The following is an 18,143-nucleotide window of genomic DNA, read 5'->3' as shown; positions in this document are numbered from 1 at the left end:
GTTTTGCTATTCGTGAAGGTGGTCGTACTGTTGGTGCCGGTATCGTCTCTAAGATCATTGAATAAATAATGCTTGTTGAGTGCTTTTATTATTGAAGGCACTTTCTATAACAGGGAAATAAAGAGCATGAACAGTCAAAATATTCGCATTCGCTTAAAAGCGTTTGATCATAGAATTCTTGATACGTCGACGCGTGAGATTGTATCGACTGCTAAACGTACTGGTGCAAATGTCCGTGGTCCCATTCCGCTTCCGACGCGGATTGAGAAGTTTACGGTCAATCGTGGACCCCATATCGATAAGAAGAGTCGTGAGCAGTTTGAGATGCGAACACATAAGCGTCTTCTTGATATTGTTGATCCAACGCCGCAAACAGTGGATGCGCTTATGAAGCTCGATCTTTCTGCTGGTGTGGATGTAGAAATTAAGCTCTGAGGTTTGAGGACAGAAGGAACAGACCCGATGCGTTCAGGTGTAATAGCACAGAAGCTGGGCATGACCCGTATTTATAATGATGCTGGTGAGCATGTGCCGGTGACCGTACTTCGTTTGGAGAATTGTCAAGTCGTTGCTCAGCGTACAGTTGAAAAGAATGGTTATACTGCTGTTCAATTAGGTGTAGGCTTTGCTAAAGTTAAGAACACTTCACAAGCTCTTCGTGGACATTTTGCTAAGGCTTCTGTTGAGCCTAAAGCTAAAATAGCAGAGTTTCGTGTGAGTCCCGACAATCTTCTTGATGTTGGTACTGAGATTACAGTGGAACATTTTGTTCCAGGACAGAGAGTTGATGTGACTGGTACCAGTATTGGTAAGGGGTTTGCTGGTGTTATGAAACGGCATAACTTTGGTGGGCATCGTGCTTCCCATGGTAATTCGATCACACATCGTGCTCATGGTTCTACAGGGCAGTGCCAAGATCCTGGTAAAGTTTTTAAAGGTAAAAAAATGGCTGGCCATATGGGGCAAGTGCGTGTAACAACACAGAATATTGAAGTTATTTCCACGGATAGTGAACGTGGTTTAATTTTAGTGCGTGGTGCTGTTTCTGGTTCTAAAGGTTCTTGGATTTTGGTACGGGATGCTGTGAAGAAGCGTCTTCCTGATAATGCTCCAAAGCCTGCTGGTATTCGCCGTCTTGTGAAGGAGAAAACGGAAATGGTTACTCCGGTGACGGAAACCTCTGAAGTTGAGGGAGCCTAATAATGGATCTTGTAATTAAAACTCTTGATGGTAATGAAGCTGGCAAGTTAAAGGTTTCTGAAGCTATTTTTGATCTTGTTCCACGTGAGGATATTTTGCAACGTGTTGTTCGCTGGCAGCTTGCACGCCGTCAGCAGGGGAGTCATCAATCCCAAGGTCGTTCTGATGTGTCACGAACAGGGGCAAAAATGTTTAAGCAAAAAGGAACTGGGCGTGCTCGACATTCATCTGCCCGTGCACCGCAGTTTAGAGGTGGGGGTAAGGCACATGGACCGGTGGTTCGTAGCCATGCGCATGATCTTCCTAAAAAGATTCGTGCTCTTGGGTTACGTCTTGCTTTATCTGCAAAATTAAAAGCAAAAGACTTAATTATTGTGGATGAGTTGACTGTTAAGGATGCGAAAACGAAAATGCTTGTTTCTCATTTTTCTAAGCTTGGATTTAATAACGCTCTCTTGATTGGTGGTAAAGAGATTGATGTTAACTTTTTTCGTGCAGTCTCTAATATCCCTAATATTGATATTTTGCCTATTCAGGGAATTAATGTTTATGATATTTTGCGTCGCAGCAAACTTGTTTTATCAAAGGCAGCTGTTGAGGCTCTTGAGGAGCGTTTTAAATGACAGATCTTCGCCATTATGATATAATTATTAGTCCAGTTATTACTGAAAAGTCGACTATGATTTCTGAATATAATCAAGTTGCTTTTAATGTCGCGCCGAAAGCGACGAAGCCTGAGATTAAGGCTGCTATTGAAGCGCTTTTTAGCGTAAAAGTTAAAGCAGTTAACACGATAGTCCGCAAGGGTAAAGTGAAGCGTTTCAAAGGTATAGTTGGTCGGCAAAGTGATGTCAAAAAAGCGATCGTAACTCTGGCCAGTGGTCAGACTATCGACGTTTCGACAGGTCTTTAAAGAGGCTCGGAGATAGGAATAATGGCACTTAAGCAATTTAATCCAACGACACCTGGGCAGCGTCAGCTTGTTATTGTGGAACGTTCTTGTCTTTATAAGGGAAAGCCTATAAAGATGTTGACTGAAGGTTTGTCTTCAAAGGGTGGACGTAATAATCGTGGTCGTGTTACTGCTCGTTTTCAGGGTGGTGGACATAAACGTAGTTATCGGTTTGTCGACTTTAAGCGTCTTAAACGTGATGTTTCAGCAAAGGTTGAGCGTTTAGAATATGATCCTAACCGTACTGCTTTTATTGCTTTAATTCGCTATGAGGATGGGCAATTGAGTTATATTCTTGCGCCACAGCGTCTTGCGGTTGGTGATTCTGTTATGGCTGGTTTAAATGTGGATGTTAAACCAGGTAATGCTATGCCTCTTGCTAATATGCCTGTAGGTACAATTATTCATAATGTTGAGATGAAGCCAGGAAAAGGGGGGCAGATTGCACGTTCAGCGGGTACTTATGCGCAGTTGGTTGGACGAGATCATGGTATGGCTATTCTTCGTTTAAATTCTGGTGAACAGCGTTTGGTTCCTAGTAGCTGTTTTGCAACTGTTGGTGCTGTTTCAAATCCTGATCATGGGAATATTAATGATGGTAAGGCAGGTCGGTCACGTTGGCGTGGTAAACGTCCACATGTTCGTGGTGTTGCTATGAACCCCGTTGATCATCCGCACGGTGGTGGTGAAGGTCGTACATCGGGGGGGCGCCATCCAGTATCTCCTTGGGGTAAGCCTACGAAAGGTAAGCGTACGCGCTCCAATAAAGCCACTGATAAATTTATTATGCGTACGCGTCATCAACGCAAGAAATGAGAAAGGTAGTCTGAAGTGGTTCGTTCAGTGTGGAAAGGTCCGTTTGTTGACGGCTATCTTCTTGGTAAAGCAGAGAAGGTACGTGCAAGTGGGCGCAATGAAGTTATAAAAATATGGAGTCGTCGCTCTACTATTTTACCGCAATTTGTTGGTTTAACTTTTGGTGTTTACAACGGTAATAAGCATATTCCTGTTTCTGTTTCTGAAGAGATGGTTGGACATAAGTTTGGTGAGTTCGCTCCTACCCGGACTTATTATGGTCATGGTGCCGATAAAAAAGCGAAGAGGAAGTAGGAATGGGAAAAGCTAAAGTTTCGCGCCAGCTTAGAGATAATGAAGCAAGAGCTGTCACGCGGACAATTCGTGTTAGTCCGCAGAAGCTTAATTTAGTTGCTGCAATGATTCGTGGTAAAAGAGTTAATGTAGCACTCGCTGATTTGATGTTTTCACGCAAGCGTATTGCTGCTACTGTGAAAAAAACGCTTGAATCAGCAATTGCAAATGCAGAGAATAACCACGATCTTGATATTGATTCGCTTATTGTGGCGGAAGCTTATGTTGGTAAGTCGATAGTGATGAAGCGCTTTCATGTTCGTGGTCGAGGGCGTGCTAGTAGAATTGAACGTCCATTTTCGCATCTTACTGTTATTGTTCGTGAAGTTACCGAAAAAGTGGAGGCCGCGTAATGGGTCAGAAGATCAATCCAATAGGACTTCGTCTTGGTGTTAATCGGACTTGGGATTCTCGTTGGTATGCTGATAGTGGTGAATATGGGCGCCTTCTTCATGAAGATTTGAAAATTCGTTCATACGTGCTGGAGGAGCTTAAACAGGCGGCTATTTCGAAGGTTGTTATTGAGCGTCCTCATAAGAAGTGTCGTATTACGATTCATTCTGCACGTCCTGGTTTGATTATTGGTAAAAAGGGTGCTGATATCGAAAAGCTTCGTCGTAAGCTCTCAGAAATGACGGATGCTGAAACTTCATTAAATATTGTGGAGATTCGTAAACCGGAGATTGATGCCACGATTATTGCGCAATCAATTGCTCAACAGTTAGAGCGTCGTGTTGCTTTTCGTCGTGCAATGAAGCGTGCTGTTCAGTCTGCTATGCGTCTTGGTGCAGAAGGTATTCGTATCAATTGTTCTGGCCGTCTTGGTGGTGCTGAAATTGCTCGTATGGAATGGTATCGTGAAGGTCGTGTTCCACTTCATACCTTGCGTTCTGATGTTGATTACGGTACAGCAGAAGCTAAGACTGCTTATGGTATTTGTGGTATTAAAGTTTGGGTCTTTAAGGGTGAGATTCTTGAGCATGATCCGATGGCTTCAGAACGTCGTGCTACGGAAGTTGATCAATCTGGTTCTTCATCGAATCGTCGCCGTGAAAATGCTTAGTTTTTGAGATTGAACTAAAATTTGGAGTAGAGAACAATGTTGCAGCCAAAGCGCACAAAGTTCCGTAAACAGTTCAAGGGCCGTATTCACGGTGTTGCGAAGGGTGGTACGGATTTGAATTTCGGTGCCTACGGTTTGAAGGCTGTTGAGCCGGAGCGGATTACTGCTCGTCAAATTGAAGCGGCGCGCCGTGCGATTACGCGTTATATGAAGCGTTCTGGTCGTGTGTGGATTCGCATTTTTCCAGATCTTCCGGTTACATCTAAACCGACTGAAGTTCGTATGGGTAAAGGTAAGGGAAGTGTCGATTATTGGGCTGCACGTGTTGCTCCTGGACGCATCATGTTTGAGCTTGATGGAGTTCCTGAGGATGTTGCACGTGAAGCACTAAGATTGGGTGCTGCAAAGTTGCCTATAAAAACGCGTTTCATCCAGCGTATTGCTGAATAATGAGGTTAAGCGATGAAAGCCACAGAATTACGGGCGCAAACGCTCGACCAAATGAAAGATGAATTGGCTAAGTTAAAGAAAGAGCAATTTAATTTGCGTTTTCAAAAAGCAACAGGTCAATTAGAAAAGACTGCGCGTGTTAGACAGGTTCGTCGTGATATTGCGCGTATTAAAACTTTTCTTCGTCAAAAGGTAAGTGAAAGTAAGGTTTAAGGAAATGAGAGATGCCTAAACGCGTTTTGCAGGGTGTTGTTATTAGCGACAAAAGTGATAAGACTGTTGTTGTCAAAGTTGAGCGCCGTTATTCTCATCCGCTTCTTAAGAAGACTGTTCGGCAGTCTAAAAATTATAAAGCGCATGACGAAAACAACCAATTCAAGATTGGGGATCAAGTTTCTATTCAAGAATCTAGACCAATTTCGAAAGATAAATGTTGGATTGTTGTAAAAGACAATGTAGCGTAATGAGTTAAGTTTATTGTTTTAGAATTTAACAGTGTTTTTATCATTGATAAATTTAAAGGCGATGACTTTATCGTTATTTGGCAGGCAAATCCGAGTGTATAAAAGGTACAATCGGATATATGTGTTAAGAGAAGGTGGCCAGTCATGATTCAGATGCAAACAAACCTCGACGTTGCTGATAATTCTGGTGCTCGTCGTGTCATGTGCATCAAGGTGTTAGGCGGTTCAAAGCGGAAATATGCTTCGGTCGGTGACATTATTGTTGTTTCGGTTAAGGATGCTATTCCCCGTGGCCGTGTTAAAAAAGGTGATGTTATGAAAGCTGTTGTGGTTCGTACTGCTAAGGATATTCGTCGCGCAGATGGTAGTGTCATTCGTTTTGATAGTAATGCTGCGGTTTTAGTGGATAATAAAAAAGAGCCGATCGGTACTCGTATCTTTGGACCTGTTCCCCGCGAATTGCGTGGTAGGAATCATATGAAGATCATCTCGCTCGCTCCTGAAGTTCTGTAAGGAGTAAATGTTATGCAGAAGATTCGAAAAGGTGATAAAGTTGTTGTTTTATCCGGTAAGGATAAAGGATGTAGTGGTGAAGTAATTAAGGTTAGTCCAAAAGAGAATAAGGCTTTTGTTCGTGGGATTAATATGATTAAACGTCATCAACGTCAAACGCAGAAGCAAGAAGCTGGAATTATTTCTAAAGAAGCTCCGATTCATCTGTCTAATTTGGCGATTGCTGATCCTAAAGATGGTAAGCCTACACGTGTAGGCTTTCGTATGAATGCAGATGGTAATAAAGTGCGTTTTGCCAAGCGTTCGGGAGAGTTGATTAATGGCTGAGGAAAGACAAATACCGCGTATGAAAGCGCATTATTTTGAAGTGATTCGTAAAGCGCTTCAAGAGAAGTTTAATTACAGAAATGCGATGCAAATTCCGCGGATTGATAAAATTGTAATAAATATGGGGATAGGTGAAGCAACTGCTGATTCGAAGAAGCCTTCTCTTGCTGCTGAGGATTTAGGGCTAATAACAGGTCAGAAGGCTGTTGTTACACGTGCGCGTAATTCTATTGCGACCTTTAAGGTTCGTGAAGGAATGCCTCTTGGGGCTAAAGTTACATTGCGTAAAGATCGTATGTTTGAGTTTTTAGATCGTCTTGTTACGATTGCTCTTCCACGGGTTCGTGACTTTCGTGGTTTGAATCCAAAGAGTTTTGATGGTCGTGGCAATTTTGCTATGGGTATTAAAGAACACATTGTGTTTCCAGAAATCAACTATGATAAAGTTGATCAAATTTGGGGCATGGATATTATTGTTTGTACGACAGCAAAAACGGATGATGAAGCTCGTGAGTTATTGCGTGCTTTTAATTTTCCTTTTCGTTCGTAACGGCAGACATAGTGAGGTGAAAGTATGGCCAAAGTAAGTGCCGTTGAAAAAAATAAGCGTCGTGAGGTGATGGTAAAGCGTTATGCTGCCCGTCGTGCACGTTTGAAAGCAATAGTTATGGATCAGAAGGTTTCTCTTGAAGAACGTTTTAAAGCTTCTGTTCAGTTGGCAGAGTTGCCACGTAATTCTTCGAAAGTTCGTATTCGTAATCGCTGTGAGGTTTCAGGTCGTCCGCGGGCTTATTATCGTAAATTAAAAATGTCGCGAATTGCGTTGCGTGAGCTTGGCTCTATTGGCCATATTCCTGGTATTGTAAAGTCTAGTTGGTAAGAGGAGATTATTTAATGTCTATGTCAGATCCTCTTGGTGATATGTTAACGCGTATTCGTAATGCACTTGGTCGTAAAAAAGGTAAAGTAGTTACTCCAGCTTCGAAGCTTCGTGTGCACGTTCTTGATGTTCTTCAGTCGGAAGGTTATATTCGTGGATATAATCAAATTGATTTAGGTGATGGGAAAGCTGAAATTGAAATCGAATTGAAGTATTTTGAAGGGCTGGCTGCTATTCGTGAGATTTCACGTGTATCAAAGCCAGGTCGTCGTGTGTATGTTTCTGCTAAGTCACTTCCACAGGTGGCAAATGGTCTTGGTATTTCGATTTTATCGACTCCTAAAGGCGTCATGGCAGATCATGAGGCGCGTGAACAGAATGTTGGTGGAGAACTCCTTTGTCGTGTTTTCTAAGTTATGTCAAGAAAACGGAAGAAAAAGTAGGTTAGAACAATGTCTCGTATTGGAAAGAAACCCATTTCAATTCCTTCTGGAGTTACTGCTACTGTTGAAGGTCAGCTGGTTAAGGCAAAAGGTCCAAAAGGTGAGCTGAGCTACGTCGTCAATGATGAAGTCTTAGTCAAGTTTGAGGAAAATATCATATCAGTTATGCCGCGGGATCAGTCAAAAGATGCGCGTTCTAAATGGGGTATGTCGCGCTCAATGATTGAGAACATTTTTTGTGGTGTGAAAGATGGTTTTGAAAAGAGGTTGGAGATTAATGGGGTTGGTTATCGTGCTGCTTTGCAGGGTAAGGATGTCCAACTATCTCTAGGATTTTCCCATGATGTGGTTTATAAAGTTCCATCGGGTGTTACTGTAACTGTTCCTAAGCCGACAGAAATTGTTGTTTCTGGAATTGATAAACAGCAAGTTGGACAAGTTGCAGCGGAGATTCGTGAGTATCGTAGACCTGAGCCTTATAAAGGTAAAGGTGTTAAGCATGCAGATGAACGTATCTTCCGTAAAGAAGGTAAAAAGAAATAAGGATTTTGTATTATGGTTTCATCTAAGGACATTATCCAACGTCGTGCAAGGCGTGTTCGTCGTAGAATTAAAATGGTTTCTCATGATCGTCCTCGGCTTAGTGTTTATCGTTCAAATCAGAACATTTATGCTCAAGTTATCGATGATTTGCGGGGATGTACACTTGTTTCAGCCTCTACTCTTGAAAGTGATTTAAAAAAGTCGTTAAAGAGTGGTGCTGATAAAAAAGCAGCTTTTGCTGTTGGTAAGTTAATTGCTGAGCGTGCGAAGCAAGCGGGTGTTAATGAAGTGGTTTTTGATCGTGGAGCGTATGTGTATCATGGTCGAGTCAAGGCTTTAGCTGAAGCTGCTCGTGAAGGTGGTTTGAATTTCTAAAATTTCTTATTTGTGAGTGAGTAAGGAGAGTTTAGATTATTTCGTTTAAGTTCTTCCAGTTTGATGAGGGACTTTGTTATCGTGCTTCCGGAAAAGAAAAAGGAATGAGGAATGGCACAAAAAGAACGTGGTGAGAGAGAAGAACGCGATAATGAGTTTGTCGATAGGCTAGTTCATATCAATCGTGTTGCTAAAGTTGTAAAGGGTGGTCGGCGTTTTGGTTTTGCTGCTCTTGTTGTCGTTGGAGATCAAAAAGGACGTGTAGGTTTTGGACATGGTAAAGCCCGTGAAGTTCCAGAAGCCGTTCGTAAAGCAACGGAATCTGCAAAACGTGGGATGATTTATGTTCCGCTTCGGTCTGGACGTACATTGCACCATGATCTTGAAGGGCGTCATGGAGCTGGGCGTGTTTTGCTACGTTCGGCTTCTGCTGGTACTGGTATTATTGCTGGGGGACCGATGCGTGCTATTTTTGAAGCTCTTGGTATGCAGGATGTCGTTGCAAAATCATTGGGATCGTCTAATCCTTATAACATGGTTCGTGCAACATTTGATGCATTGAAACATCAAATGCATCCTAGAGATATTGCTGCTCAGCGTGGTATAAAATATTCGACTTTGCAGGCGCGTCGTCGCCATTTAGTTGACCTAGAAGGATAGTTTCTGAGATTATCAGAAAAGGAATTAGAAAATGGTTCAGAAAAAATCTCAGAGTGGTAAAACTATCACGGTTGAGCAAATTGGAAGCCCTATTCGAAACTCACGGATTCAGCGTGCAACCTTAAAGGGGCTTGGACTAAATAAAATGCGTCGTCGGCGCGTTTTAGATGATACACTTTGTGTGCGGGGTATGATTGCTCAGGTTCGGCATCTTGTTCGCGTTATAGATGAAGGTTAAGGGTTGCGGGAGTATTAGATATGAAACTCAATGAACTGCGTGATTGTGAAGGCGCAACAAAAAATCGTAAGCGTGTTGGGCGTGGTATTGGATCCGGTACGGGTAAGACTGGTGGTCGTGGTGTAAAAGGGCAAAAGTCGCGTTCTGGTGTTTCCCTTAATGGTTTTGAAGGTGGGCAAATGCCTATCTATCGTCGTTTGCCAAAACGTGGATTTAGAAATTTCTTTGCCAAAACCTACAATGAAGTTTCACTAGGACGTATTCAGTTGGCAGTTGATGCAGGTAAGTTGAATATTGAAAAGCCTGTTGATATGATTGCTTTGAAAGAAGCTGGTATTATTCGTCGTGAAAAAGATGGGGTTCGTCTTCTTTCTGATGGTGATTTGAAAGCTAAGATTACCTTTCATGTTTCTGGTGCTTCACAAGCTGCTCGTGTTAAGATTGAAAAAGTGGGTGGTCAGGTTATTTTTCCTGATATTGCTCAATAATTTTTTATATGAGTAGAGACCTAAAGAAGAGTTACATCTGTTCTGTGGGATCTTTTGTGGGGAATTTTTTAAGTTCTGCATTTATTTGTGTATGTATATATGAATTTTAGGGTTATACTTCCGTGATTTAAAGAACTGGAGTAGTGAAGTGGAGACGTTTTATGGCATCAGCAGCAGAGCAATTTGCTTCCAATATAAACTTCGGTACCTTTTCTCGTGCAACTGAATTAAAGAAACGCATCTGGTTTACTCTGGCAGCGCTTCTTGTATATCGCTTTGGCACTTACATCTCTCTTCCAGGTATTAATATCGATGCTTTACGGCAAACATTTGAACATCATGCGTCGGGTGTATTAGGACTCTTTAATATGTTTGCTGGGGGTGCCGTTGGGCGTATGGCTATTTTTGCGCTGGGTATCATGCCTTATATATCGGCATCTATTATTGTGCAATTGTTAACATCTATTATTCCTTCTTTGGAAACTCTTAAAAAAGAAGGGGAATTAGGTCGTAAGATTATCAATCAGTATACGCGTTATGTAACAGTAGTATTGGCAATTCTACAAGCTTTTGGTATTGCGATTGCGCTTGAAAGCGGTATAGGGACGGGGCTTCAAATTGTTTTAGAACCAGGTCTTATGTTTCGTATTTCTTCTGTTATTACCCTTGTTGGCGGAACGATGTTTCTCATGTGGCTTGGCGAGCAAATTACGTCACGTGGTGTTGGTAATGGGGTTTCTCTTATCATTTTTACAGGGATTGTAGCCAACTTTCCTTCTACTTTTGCTCAGCTTTTGACAGCTCATAGTCAGGCTGATTTATCAACTTTTCTTTTAATAGGAATCGTTCTTATTGCTGTTTTGGTTATTGGGCTTATTGTTTTTATAGAGCGTGCGCAACGGCGAATTCTTATCCAGTATCCGAAACGTCAGGTTGGGAATCAAATGTTTCAAGGAGATATGTCGCATCTTCCTTTAAAGTTGAATACTGCTGGTGTTATTCCACCTATTTTTGCTTCATCTTTATTATTATTACCTGCCACTATTAATAATTTTTCTGATAAAATGCCACAATGGGTTCAGGCGATTTCTTATGCTCTTGGTCATGGACAGCCACTTTATATGATTGTTTATGCATTTTTAATGGCGTTTTTTTGCTTTTTTTATACAGCTATTGTGTTTAATCCAAGTGATACTGCAGATCAGTTGAAAAAACATTCTGGTTTTATTCCAGGGATTCGTCCAGGTGAGCGTACAGCCGAATATATTGATTACGTTTTGACGCGTATTACTGTTGTGGGCGCTGTTTATATTATCTTGGTTTGTTTGTTACCTGAATTTATGATATCTGCATTGCAGGTTCCTTTTTATCTTGGGGGAACATCCTTGTTGATTGTTGTTACTGTTACGCTTGATACGGTTGCTCAAATTCAGGGGTATCTTGTTGCCCACCAATATGAAGGGTTGATAAAAAAATCAAAACTTCGTGGAGGTAGAAGGAATCGATGAGAGTTATTCTTTTAGGTCCTCCTGGAGCAGGAAAAGGTACGCAAGCAAAAATGTTGACCGAGGAATATAACATTCCTCATTTATCAACAGGGGATATGTTGCGTGAGGTGATTGCCAAAGAAACAGAGATTGGTAAAAAAGCTAAAGCTATTATAAGTTCTGGTGCTTTGGTTCCTGATAATATTGTTAACCAAATCGTATCAGATAGGATTGATGAAACTGATTGTGTAAACGGTTTTGTTTTGGATGGATATCCTCGAACTGTGGGGCAGGCAGAAGCGTTACAGCAGATTTTGCAGTCAAAAAATATGCGGCTTGATGCTGTTATTGAGTTGTGTGTTGATGAAGACGTGTTGATTGAACGTATGAAGAAGCGCGTTGAGGAAACAATAGCGGCTGGTGGACAGGTTCGTTTAGATGACAATCCTGTTGCTTTTGCAAAAAGATTAGTAGAATATCGTGAAAAAACCGCTCCCTTATCAAAATTTTATTCAGAGAGGGGAATGTTGAAGGTCATTGATGGAATGATTGGTATTACTGAAGTGACACGCATGATTAGAGGTTTTCTTTCATAAGATTTTTTTAGAAATAAATGAAAAGAGTTGACTTTTGAGATGAAATCTATCACAAACGAATTTAATTTATTTTAGTGAAATAATAGGATTCGGAAGAATTTTTTTCTGAGTCTATTTTTTTCTGTAAGGTATATCAGGTATTTTATAACAATTTGTCAAAATAACTAAGGAGAGTAGGCGTGGCTCGTATTGCTGGCGTCAATATCCCGACAAATAAGCGTGTAATTATTGCGCTTCAATATATCCACGGGATTGGACCAAAATTTGCTCAAGAAATTATTGAAAGAGTTGGCATTCCCTTGGGGCGTCGTGTGCATGAGCTTTCAGATGCTGAGGTGCTGCAGATTCGTGAGGCGATAGATCAAGGCTATCAAGTTGAAGGTGATCTTCGTCGTGAGGTTGCTATGAATGTTAAGCGTTTGATGGACCTTGGTTGTTATCGAGGATTGCGTCATCGCCGGTCTTTGCCTGTCCGAGGGCAGCGTACACATACAAATGCCCGTACGCGTAAAGGACCAGCTAAGGCAATTGCCGGTAAAAAGAAATAAGAGCCTTTTTGGAAGGTTTTTATATATTCTGTTTCTTGTTTGATTTTTTTGACAAGGAAAAGAAGGTGGAGCTGCTGATGTTACGGCAGTGATGAGATCGTTGAAAGGGAAATTATGGCCAAGGAAGCCACACGTGTTCGTCGTCGCGAACGTAAAAATATTTCATCGGGTGTTGTGCATATTAATTCAACATTTAATAACACAATGATTACTATTACTGATGCTCAGGGTAATGCAATTGCTTGGTCATCTGCGGGGGCCCAAGGGTTTAAAGGTGCGCGTAAATCGACACCTTTTGCTGCTCAAGTTGCTGCGGAGGATTGTGCAAGAAAAGCGCAAGAGCATGGTATGCGTTCTTTGGAAGTTGAAGTTTGTGGACCTGGATCAGGGCGTGAATCTGCTCTGCGTGCATTGCAATCTGTTGGTTTTGTCATTACTTCTATTCGTGATGTAACACCAATTCCTCATAATGGATGTCGTCCGCGGAAAAGGCGGCGTGTTTAATTGGGTGTTGTTTTTTGTTGTCGGAGATTTCTCTGATGTTCACATTGGTCGTTACGATTGAATGGTAACGGAACTAAAGAACGGGAATAAAAATATGATCCAGAAAAACTGGCAAGAACTTATTAAACCCAATAAGGTTGAATCATGTGCGCATGATAATCCAAATGTTATAAGTGTGATCGCGGAACCTCTTGAGCGGGGTTTTGGCTTAACGTTAGGAAATGCACTTCGTCGCGTGTTGTTATCTTCGCTTCGTGGTGCTGCTATTACTGCTGTGCAGATTGACGGTGTCTTACATGAATTTTCATCGATTCCAGGTGTGCGTGAGGATGTTACAGATATTATTCTTAATATAAAGGAAATTGCGCTTCGTATGGAAGAAGAAGGTCCTAAACGTGTCGTTGTTTATAAAGAGGGGCCTGGTGTCGTGAAAGCGGGAGATATCAGTACCGTTGGGGATATGCAAATTCTAAATCCAGATCATGTTATTTGTACTCTTGATGAAGATGCTGAAATTCGTATGGAGTTCATTGTCAACACAGGGAAGGGGTATGTTCCATCTGATCGTAATTGTGTTGATGATGCACGTATAGGGCTTATTCCAATTGATAGTCTTTATTCACCAATTCGTAAAGTGTCTTATAAAGTGGAAAATACGCGTGAAGGTCAAGTTTTGGATTATGATAAATTGACCTTAACGATTGAAACGAATGGTGCGGTTAATGGAGAGGATGCTGTTGCTTTTGCAGCACGCATTCTTCAGGATCAATTATCGCTATTTATTAACTTTGAAGAGCCACAGAAGGAGCCTGTTGAAGAGGCTGATTCTGAGCTTTCTTTTAATCCTGCTCTTCTCAAAAAAGTGGATGAATTAGAACTTTCAGTTCGTTCGGCAAATTGTCTTAAGAATGATAATATTGTCTATATTGGTGATCTTATTCAAAAAACAGAATCTGAAATGCTTCGTACACCGAATTTTGGTCGCAAATCGTTGAATGAGATTAAAGAAGTTTTGGCATGTATGGGATTACATCTTGGGATGGAAATTCCTGCGTGGCCGCCTGAAAACATTGATGATCTTGCAAAACGTTATGAAGATCAATATTAAAATTAGAATTTAAGGAGAGGGCTTATGCGCCACAGTAAGTCAGGACGCAAGTTGAATCGTACTGCCAGTCACCGTAAAGCGATGTTTGCAAATATGGCAACTTCGTTGATCGAGCATGAGCAGATTGTGACAACGCTTCCAAAGGCTAAAGAAATTCGTCCTATTGTTGAAAAACTCGTTACTCTTGGTAAGCGTGGTGGTTTGCATGCGCGTCGGCAAGCAATTGCAGCACTTCGTGATGCAGGAAAGGTTGCAAAATTATTTGATACGCTTGCGCCACGTTATGCATCACGCAACGGTGGATATTTACGTATTATGAAAGCGGGGTTTCGTACCGGTGATAATGCGCCTATGGCTGTTATAGAATTTGTTGATCGTGATGTTGAAGCGAAGGGTGCTGGGGATCGTGCTCGCATGGAGGCTTCTGAGAATGAAAAGGGGACATCTTCGTAGAGTTTTTTAATTCTGTTAGATTTTTTAAGGCCGCCTTGTCTTAGGCGGTTTTTTTGTGAGCATTTTTAAGTTTGTTTTAATTGAGAAATAGGTGCAGAGAGAAAATTATAGGACATTGAATTATCTTATTTTTATAATATTTATTGTTCAAATAGGTTGTTTTTATTCTCTATTATGAAATATTAATAGAGATCCTTAATTTGCGGGGATGAGTTTTTTAATTCTATTAATCTTCAACAGAATGTACTGGTTTTATAAGGAGTGGATTATGAGATATTCTTTTTGGGTGCGGATTTTTTTTGCAATTATGATGCAGATATCATTTGATCATGTATATGCTCATGTGCCTCAAACACAAACAGAAATCACTCTTTCATTTGCTCCTTTAGTTAAAAAGACAGTTCCATCTGTTGTAAATATTTATGCAGCTCGACAAATTAGAGCACGATCACCTTTTGAAGGCGATCCATTTTTTGAGCAATTTTTTGGTCGTTTTCAAAATAACTTTCCTGTTCGTAAGCAATCGTCATTAGGATCAGGGGTGATTGTTGATGCACGTGGTTTGATTGTTACAAATTACCACGTCATTAAAGATGCAAGCGAAATTAAAGTGGCTTTTTCTGATGGGCGGGAGTTTGAGAGTAAGATCGTGCTCAAAGATGAAGCAACTGATATTGCAATTCTTGAAGTTGAGGAAAAAGATGCTCAATTCCCTGTTCTTTCTTTGGGAAATTCTGATGCTGTTGAAGTTGGTGATCTTGTTCTTGCTATTGGTAATCCTTTTGGTGTTGGTCAAACAGTTACAAGTGGTATTGTTTCAGCGCAAGCGCGTACACGTGTTGGGATTTCTGATTTTGACTTTTTTATTCAAACAGACGCTGCCATTAATCCAGGGAATTCTGGTGGCGCTTTAATTGATATGAAAGGTCAATTAATCGGAATTAATACGGCTATTTATTCGCGTTCTGGTGGTTCTGTAGGGATTGGTTTTGCTATTCCAGTTAATCTTGTAAAAGTGATGCTTGATACTGTTAAACGCGGTGGAAAATATTTTGTGCCGCCTTATATAGGGGCTTCTTTTCAAAATGTTACACCTGATATTGCTGGTGGTTTAGGTTTAGAACGTCCCTATGGTGCTCTGATTATTGAAGTTATCAAAGATAGTCCTGCTGAAAAAGCTGGATTGAAAGTAGGTGATGTTATTTTGAGTGTGCAAGGGGTACGCGTTGATACTCCAGATAGTCTTGGGTATCGTTTGATGACAGCTGACGTTGAGCATAGTCTTGCTTTGGAATATTTACGAAATGGAAAAACTTTAAAAACACAAATAACAGTTTCATCGATATCAGAAACTGCATTTTTAAAATCTGAAAAAATCACGGGTGACAGTCCTCTTGCTGGTGCTGAAGTGTTAGATTTAACACCGCAAAATAGTCGACGTTTTCATCTTCCTATATCTGCAAAAGGAGTTGTGATTACCAACCTTGATGACATGAGCAATGCAGCTGGAGTTTTTCAGTCAGGAGATATTCTACGTGTTGTAAATGGTCATAAAATTCAAACAGTTCATCAGTTGAAAAAGGTTCTTATGCAAGCTCGTTCGCGTACTTGGCAATTGGAATATGAACGTGATGGTATGTATATTCGCCAATTTATTCGTTGAGGTTTTTTTTGAAGAAAGATTTTTTTACTTCGTCGTTTGATTTTCAAGTTAATAAAAATCAGCCACTTGCAGAAAGAATGCGCCCTTGTTCTCTCAATGATGTTGTGGGACAAAAGCATTTGATTGGAGAGGATGGTTTGCTTTCACGTATGGTGGCAACTGGCTCAATTGGATCGATGATTTTTTGGGGGCCTCCAGGGACGGGAAAAACAACCGTTGCACGTTTGTTAGCACTTGAAACGAACTTCGCATTTGAACAGATTTCTGCTATTTTTACAGGAGTTTCTGAACTTAAAAAGATTTTTGAAGTTGCGCAGAGGCGTTTTATATCTGGAGATAAAACAGTTCTCTTTGTTGATGAAATTCATCGGTTTAATCGTGCACAGCAGGATAGTTTTCTTTCTGTGATGGAAGACGGTACTGTGGTACTTATAGGTGCAACAACCGAAAATCCTTCTTTTGAACTTAATGCTGCTCTTCTTTCGCGTGCACGTGTTGTAACATTTCTTTCACATGATCATGAAAGTTTGGACATGCTTTTGAGGCGTGCTGAAGAAGTGGAGGGAAAAACTCTTCCCTTGGATAATGATGCCAGAGACGTTTTGATAGAGATGTCTGATGGTGATGCGCGGGTAGCGTTAACATTGGCAGAGGAAGTTTGGTCTATTGCACCATTGGGAGAGATTCTTGATGTTGTTTCTTTGCAAAAAGTTATTCAGCGTCGTGTGCCCATTTATGATAAAGGACGAGATGGGCATTATAATCTCATTTCAGCGTTGCATAAATCCGTTCGTGGATCTGATCCTGATGCTGCGCTTTATTATTTGGCACGTATGTTGGATGCTGGTGAAGATCCTCTCTATATTGGGCGAAGATTGGTTCGTATGGCTGTTGAAGATGTTGGTTTGGCGGATCCTCAAGCTCTGGTCATTTGTAATGCAGCAAAAGATGCCTATGATTATTTAGGATCACCAGAAGGAGAATTGGCTTTGGCGCAAGCATGTCTTTATGTTGCAACTGCGCCAAAGTCAAATGCAACATATCTCGCGTATAAAGCAGCACTGCGTTGTGCGCGCAAAAATGGCTCTTTATCACCTCCTAAGCATATTCTTAATGCTCCTACGAAATTTATGAAGGAGGAAGGGTTTGGAAATGGTTATTGTTATGACCATGATGAACCAGACGCTTTTTCAGGACAAGAATATTTTCCCGAAAAACTTGGGCGTCAGAGTTATTATAAGCCAGTTGAGCGTGGTTTTGAGCGTGAAATTGTAAAACGTCTTGAGTGGTGGAAACAATTGCGCAAAAAACGTAAAGATCAAAAATAAAATTTGAGTAGAAACACATGTTTTATTGATCTTGGATTTATTTTTTATCTCTTATGTTATTGTATGAGCAATTTAGCTTATATTTTAAATATTTATTGCATTGCTCGTAGAGATTTTTTTGATATCTTCAAAAGTGCATATTCTTTTATCAAATTTAAATGTGTTATTCAACTTTTAAGCTGCTTTATTTTTGTGGTTTTTATTAAATAATATAATTGATTTATAACGATAACTCACTGTTTTGTAAGTTGAATGAAAGTCCTAAATACCGTGAATTTTACTCATTCCAAGCCTGGTATTTGTTGAAGCAATCAAATCATTCGCTTGTGTGTTATAAGCAGGATTAGCGTGTGATAAAAACTGTACAAGAAAGAACTAAAAATTCTTCTTATGAAGCGTCTTAAGTGCCGAGAGTTGTCGCAACATTGGGAGATGATAAATAGTGTGATGGTGCCGACTTTCTCATTCTTTAGTGTAAAGATGGTGGCTCCCAAAGGGCTTTACAGTATACCGCATTCATGGGTGTTGTCACGAAGTGAGGTTTGGGGGTGTTGAGAGATGTTTCTTAAATCAAGTGCATGAATATGCAACACAATGGCGTTTTGTTCTTTGATGCGATAGGGGATGAGGTTGATTGATAATGCGTTTTTGTGTGATCAATAGCAGGAGAATTCTTAGTCTCTTAAGTACTTAATCAAAGGGATAAGCAGA

General features: G+C 40.7%; 29 protein-coding genes and 1 pseudogene. All 30 read left to right on the top strand.

What is annotated here, in order from left to right:
- Nucleotides 1-65 (top strand): annotated as a pseudogene (locus ACFIKH_RS05270) (elongation factor Tu); the annotation flags it as partial.
- 61 nt (nucleotides 66-126) lie between these two features.
- On the top strand, nucleotides 127-435 hold the full coding sequence (rpsJ, locus tag ACFIKH_RS05265; RefSeq protein WP_005773267.1) for a 30S ribosomal protein S10: 309 nt from the start codon (nucleotides 127-129) through the stop codon (nucleotides 433-435).
- A gap of 27 nt (nucleotides 436-462) precedes the next feature.
- Complete coding sequence (gene rplC, locus ACFIKH_RS05260; protein ID WP_015856587.1) at nucleotides 463-1,200, top strand: 50S ribosomal protein L3; 738 nt, start codon at nucleotides 463-465, stop codon at nucleotides 1,198-1,200.
- 2 nt (nucleotides 1,201-1,202) lie between these two features.
- Entirely contained in the window at nucleotides 1,203-1,823 is a 621-nt protein-coding gene (rplD, locus tag ACFIKH_RS05255; protein WP_375648465.1) for a 50S ribosomal protein L4, read from the top strand.
- A complete protein-coding gene (locus ACFIKH_RS05250; RefSeq protein ID WP_375619911.1) occupies nucleotides 1,820-2,113 on the top strand; it encodes a 50S ribosomal protein L23 in 294 nt (97 codons plus the stop codon). Before rplD ends, ACFIKH_RS05250 begins: the two co-directional genes overlap by 4 nt.
- Nucleotides 2,114-2,134: 21 nt before the next feature.
- Nucleotides 2,135-2,968 (top strand): 50S ribosomal protein L2, encoded by an 834-nt coding sequence (rplB, locus tag ACFIKH_RS05245; RefSeq protein ID WP_273788259.1) that lies wholly within the window; start codon nucleotides 2,135-2,137, stop codon nucleotides 2,966-2,968.
- Between the two features lie 15 nt (nucleotides 2,969-2,983).
- Nucleotides 2,984-3,262, top strand: coding sequence for a 30S ribosomal protein S19 (gene rpsS, locus ACFIKH_RS05240; RefSeq protein ID WP_004855734.1), 279 nt, complete (start codon nucleotides 2,984-2,986; stop codon nucleotides 3,260-3,262).
- 2 nt (nucleotides 3,263-3,264) lie between these two features.
- Nucleotides 3,265-3,654 carry a 50S ribosomal protein L22 gene (rplV, locus tag ACFIKH_RS05235; protein WP_208439680.1) on the top strand — a complete coding sequence of 130 codons (390 nt, stop codon included), beginning with the start codon at nucleotides 3,265-3,267 and terminating at the stop codon, nucleotides 3,652-3,654.
- Nucleotides 3,654-4,364: a 30S ribosomal protein S3 gene (gene rpsC / locus ACFIKH_RS05230; RefSeq protein WP_015856582.1), complete on the top strand. Its 711-nt coding sequence runs from the start codon at nucleotides 3,654-3,656 to the stop codon at nucleotides 4,362-4,364. Before rplV ends, rpsC begins: the two co-directional genes overlap by 1 nt.
- Before the next feature lie 36 nt (nucleotides 4,365-4,400).
- Complete coding sequence (rplP, locus tag ACFIKH_RS05225) at nucleotides 4,401-4,814, top strand: 50S ribosomal protein L16 (RefSeq protein WP_015856581.1); 414 nt, start codon at nucleotides 4,401-4,403, stop codon at nucleotides 4,812-4,814.
- Between the two features lie 12 nt (nucleotides 4,815-4,826).
- Entirely contained in the window at nucleotides 4,827-5,027 is a 201-nt protein-coding gene (gene rpmC, locus ACFIKH_RS05220; protein WP_273788260.1) for a 50S ribosomal protein L29, read from the top strand.
- An 11-nt stretch (nucleotides 5,028-5,038) separates the two neighbouring features.
- Nucleotides 5,039-5,278 (top strand): 30S ribosomal protein S17, encoded by a 240-nt coding sequence (gene rpsQ, locus ACFIKH_RS05215; protein ID WP_012231991.1) that lies wholly within the window; start codon nucleotides 5,039-5,041, stop codon nucleotides 5,276-5,278.
- Between the two features lie 144 nt (nucleotides 5,279-5,422).
- Entirely contained in the window at nucleotides 5,423-5,791 is a 369-nt protein-coding gene (gene rplN, locus ACFIKH_RS05210; RefSeq protein WP_004855715.1) for a 50S ribosomal protein L14, read from the top strand.
- A gap of 12 nt (nucleotides 5,792-5,803) precedes the next feature.
- Nucleotides 5,804-6,118, top strand: a complete 315-nt coding sequence (rplX, locus tag ACFIKH_RS05205; protein ID WP_015856579.1) for a 50S ribosomal protein L24 — start codon at nucleotides 5,804-5,806, stop codon at nucleotides 6,116-6,118.
- Nucleotides 6,111-6,668 (top strand): 50S ribosomal protein L5, encoded by a 558-nt coding sequence (gene rplE, locus ACFIKH_RS05200; RefSeq protein ID WP_015856578.1) that lies wholly within the window; start codon nucleotides 6,111-6,113, stop codon nucleotides 6,666-6,668. The genes rplX and rplE overlap by 8 nt, the downstream gene beginning before the upstream one ends.
- A 24-nt stretch (nucleotides 6,669-6,692) precedes the next feature.
- Nucleotides 6,693-6,998, top strand: a complete 306-nt coding sequence (gene rpsN / locus ACFIKH_RS05195; RefSeq protein WP_005773283.1) for a 30S ribosomal protein S14 — start codon at nucleotides 6,693-6,695, stop codon at nucleotides 6,996-6,998.
- Between the two features lie 14 nt (nucleotides 6,999-7,012).
- Nucleotides 7,013-7,411: a 30S ribosomal protein S8 gene (gene rpsH, locus ACFIKH_RS05190; protein ID WP_375626998.1), complete on the top strand. Its 399-nt coding sequence runs from the start codon at nucleotides 7,013-7,015 to the stop codon at nucleotides 7,409-7,411.
- 39 nt (nucleotides 7,412-7,450) lie between these two features.
- A complete protein-coding gene (gene rplF / locus ACFIKH_RS05185) occupies nucleotides 7,451-7,984 on the top strand; it encodes a 50S ribosomal protein L6 (protein WP_015856576.1) in 534 nt (177 codons plus the stop codon).
- A 12-nt stretch (nucleotides 7,985-7,996) separates the two neighbouring features.
- A complete protein-coding gene (rplR, locus tag ACFIKH_RS05180) occupies nucleotides 7,997-8,359 on the top strand; it encodes a 50S ribosomal protein L18 (RefSeq protein ID WP_015856575.1) in 363 nt (120 codons plus the stop codon).
- 111 nt (nucleotides 8,360-8,470) lie between these two features.
- On the top strand, nucleotides 8,471-9,019 hold the full coding sequence (rpsE, locus tag ACFIKH_RS05175; protein WP_015856574.1) for a 30S ribosomal protein S5: 549 nt from the start codon (nucleotides 8,471-8,473) through the stop codon (nucleotides 9,017-9,019).
- 31 nt (nucleotides 9,020-9,050) lie between these two features.
- Nucleotides 9,051-9,257 (top strand): 50S ribosomal protein L30, encoded by a 207-nt coding sequence (gene rpmD / locus ACFIKH_RS05170; RefSeq protein ID WP_375626995.1) that lies wholly within the window; start codon nucleotides 9,051-9,053, stop codon nucleotides 9,255-9,257.
- 20 nt (nucleotides 9,258-9,277) lie between these two features.
- On the top strand, nucleotides 9,278-9,745 hold the full coding sequence (rplO, locus tag ACFIKH_RS05165) for a 50S ribosomal protein L15 (RefSeq protein WP_015856572.1): 468 nt from the start codon (nucleotides 9,278-9,280) through the stop codon (nucleotides 9,743-9,745).
- Between the two features lie 161 nt (nucleotides 9,746-9,906).
- On the top strand, nucleotides 9,907-11,253 hold the full coding sequence (secY, locus tag ACFIKH_RS05160) for a preprotein translocase subunit SecY (RefSeq protein WP_375626992.1): 1,347 nt from the start codon (nucleotides 9,907-9,909) through the stop codon (nucleotides 11,251-11,253).
- Nucleotides 11,250-11,828 (top strand): adenylate kinase, encoded by a 579-nt coding sequence (locus ACFIKH_RS05155; protein ID WP_015856570.1) that lies wholly within the window; start codon nucleotides 11,250-11,252, stop codon nucleotides 11,826-11,828. The genes secY and ACFIKH_RS05155 overlap by 4 nt, the downstream gene beginning before the upstream one ends.
- Nucleotides 11,829-12,007: 179 nt before the next feature.
- Nucleotides 12,008-12,376: a 30S ribosomal protein S13 gene (gene rpsM / locus ACFIKH_RS05150; RefSeq protein ID WP_026500557.1), complete on the top strand. Its 369-nt coding sequence runs from the start codon at nucleotides 12,008-12,010 to the stop codon at nucleotides 12,374-12,376.
- Nucleotides 12,377-12,490: 114 nt separating this feature from the next.
- On the top strand, nucleotides 12,491-12,880 hold the full coding sequence (rpsK, locus tag ACFIKH_RS05145) for a 30S ribosomal protein S11 (RefSeq protein WP_007347762.1): 390 nt from the start codon (nucleotides 12,491-12,493) through the stop codon (nucleotides 12,878-12,880).
- Nucleotides 12,881-12,974: 94 nt separating this feature from the next.
- Nucleotides 12,975-13,988 (top strand): DNA-directed RNA polymerase subunit alpha, encoded by a 1,014-nt coding sequence (locus tag ACFIKH_RS05140; protein ID WP_375626041.1) that lies wholly within the window; start codon nucleotides 12,975-12,977, stop codon nucleotides 13,986-13,988.
- Nucleotides 13,989-14,012: 24 nt separating this feature from the next.
- Nucleotides 14,013-14,441: a 50S ribosomal protein L17 gene (gene rplQ, locus ACFIKH_RS05135; RefSeq protein WP_273791421.1), complete on the top strand. Its 429-nt coding sequence runs from the start codon at nucleotides 14,013-14,015 to the stop codon at nucleotides 14,439-14,441.
- A 268-nt stretch (nucleotides 14,442-14,709) separates the two neighbouring features.
- Entirely contained in the window at nucleotides 14,710-16,104 is a 1,395-nt protein-coding gene (locus ACFIKH_RS05130; RefSeq protein WP_375671126.1) for a DegQ family serine endoprotease, read from the top strand.
- Nucleotides 16,105-16,112: 8 nt separating this feature from the next.
- The gene (locus ACFIKH_RS05125) at nucleotides 16,113-17,432 is read left to right on the top strand and encodes a replication-associated recombination protein A (protein WP_375671124.1); all 1,320 of its coding nucleotides are present in this window, start codon (nucleotides 16,113-16,115) and stop codon (nucleotides 17,430-17,432) included.
- Nucleotides 17,433-18,143 lie beyond the last annotated feature (711 nt).

This window comes from Bartonella sp. SD1336NMGDW (assembly GCF_042193565.1).
Taxonomy (GTDB): Bacteria; Pseudomonadota; Alphaproteobacteria; order Rhizobiales; family Rhizobiaceae; genus Bartonella; species Bartonella grahamii.
This window is presented reverse-complemented; position numbering and strand designations above follow the sequence as displayed.

Excerpts from the sequence above, each read along its gene's own strand:
- rplF (WP_015856576.1), top strand. The coding sequence starts at position 7,451 with ATGTCTCGTATTGGAAAGAAACCCATTTCAATTCCTTCTGGAGTTACT.
- rplB (WP_273788259.1), top strand. The coding sequence starts at position 2,135 with ATGGCACTTAAGCAATTTAATCCAACGACACCTGGGCAGCGTCAGCTT.
- rplO (WP_015856572.1), top strand. The coding sequence starts at position 9,278 with ATGAAACTCAATGAACTGCGTGATTGTGAAGGCGCAACAAAAAATCGT.
- rplE (WP_015856578.1), top strand. The coding sequence starts at position 6,111 with ATGGCTGAGGAAAGACAAATACCGCGTATGAAAGCGCATTATTTTGAA.
- rplC (WP_015856587.1), top strand. The coding sequence starts at position 463 with ATGCGTTCAGGTGTAATAGCACAGAAGCTGGGCATGACCCGTATTTAT.
- rplN (WP_004855715.1), top strand. The coding sequence starts at position 5,423 with ATGATTCAGATGCAAACAAACCTCGACGTTGCTGATAATTCTGGTGCT.
- rpmC (WP_273788260.1), top strand. The coding sequence starts at position 4,827 with ATGAAAGCCACAGAATTACGGGCGCAAACGCTCGACCAAATGAAAGAT.
- secY (WP_375626992.1), top strand. The coding sequence starts at position 9,907 with ATGGCATCAGCAGCAGAGCAATTTGCTTCCAATATAAACTTCGGTACC.
- rplV (WP_208439680.1), top strand. The coding sequence starts at position 3,265 with ATGGGAAAAGCTAAAGTTTCGCGCCAGCTTAGAGATAATGAAGCAAGA.
- rpsK (WP_007347762.1), top strand. The coding sequence starts at position 12,491 with ATGGCCAAGGAAGCCACACGTGTTCGTCGTCGCGAACGTAAAAATATT.
- ACFIKH_RS05140 (WP_375626041.1), top strand. The coding sequence starts at position 12,975 with ATGATCCAGAAAAACTGGCAAGAACTTATTAAACCCAATAAGGTTGAA.
- rpsQ (WP_012231991.1), top strand. The coding sequence starts at position 5,039 with ATGCCTAAACGCGTTTTGCAGGGTGTTGTTATTAGCGACAAAAGTGAT.
- rpmD (WP_375626995.1), top strand. The coding sequence starts at position 9,051 with ATGGTTCAGAAAAAATCTCAGAGTGGTAAAACTATCACGGTTGAGCAA.
- rplR (WP_015856575.1), top strand. The coding sequence starts at position 7,997 with ATGGTTTCATCTAAGGACATTATCCAACGTCGTGCAAGGCGTGTTCGT.
- rpsE (WP_015856574.1), top strand. The coding sequence starts at position 8,471 with ATGGCACAAAAAGAACGTGGTGAGAGAGAAGAACGCGATAATGAGTTT.
- rplP (WP_015856581.1), top strand. The coding sequence starts at position 4,401 with ATGTTGCAGCCAAAGCGCACAAAGTTCCGTAAACAGTTCAAGGGCCGT.
- ACFIKH_RS05130 (WP_375671126.1), top strand. The coding sequence starts at position 14,710 with ATGAGATATTCTTTTTGGGTGCGGATTTTTTTTGCAATTATGATGCAG.
- rpsC (WP_015856582.1), top strand. The coding sequence starts at position 3,654 with ATGGGTCAGAAGATCAATCCAATAGGACTTCGTCTTGGTGTTAATCGG.
- rplX (WP_015856579.1), top strand. The coding sequence starts at position 5,804 with ATGCAGAAGATTCGAAAAGGTGATAAAGTTGTTGTTTTATCCGGTAAG.
- rplD (WP_375648465.1), top strand. The coding sequence starts at position 1,203 with ATGGATCTTGTAATTAAAACTCTTGATGGTAATGAAGCTGGCAAGTTA.
- ACFIKH_RS05250 (WP_375619911.1), top strand. The coding sequence starts at position 1,820 with ATGACAGATCTTCGCCATTATGATATAATTATTAGTCCAGTTATTACT.
- rpsJ (WP_005773267.1), top strand. The coding sequence starts at position 127 with ATGAACAGTCAAAATATTCGCATTCGCTTAAAAGCGTTTGATCATAGA.
- rpsN (WP_005773283.1), top strand. The coding sequence starts at position 6,693 with ATGGCCAAAGTAAGTGCCGTTGAAAAAAATAAGCGTCGTGAGGTGATG.
- ACFIKH_RS05155 (WP_015856570.1), top strand. The coding sequence starts at position 11,250 with ATGAGAGTTATTCTTTTAGGTCCTCCTGGAGCAGGAAAAGGTACGCAA.
- rpsH (WP_375626998.1), top strand. The coding sequence starts at position 7,013 with ATGTCTATGTCAGATCCTCTTGGTGATATGTTAACGCGTATTCGTAAT.
- rplQ (WP_273791421.1), top strand. The coding sequence starts at position 14,013 with ATGCGCCACAGTAAGTCAGGACGCAAGTTGAATCGTACTGCCAGTCAC.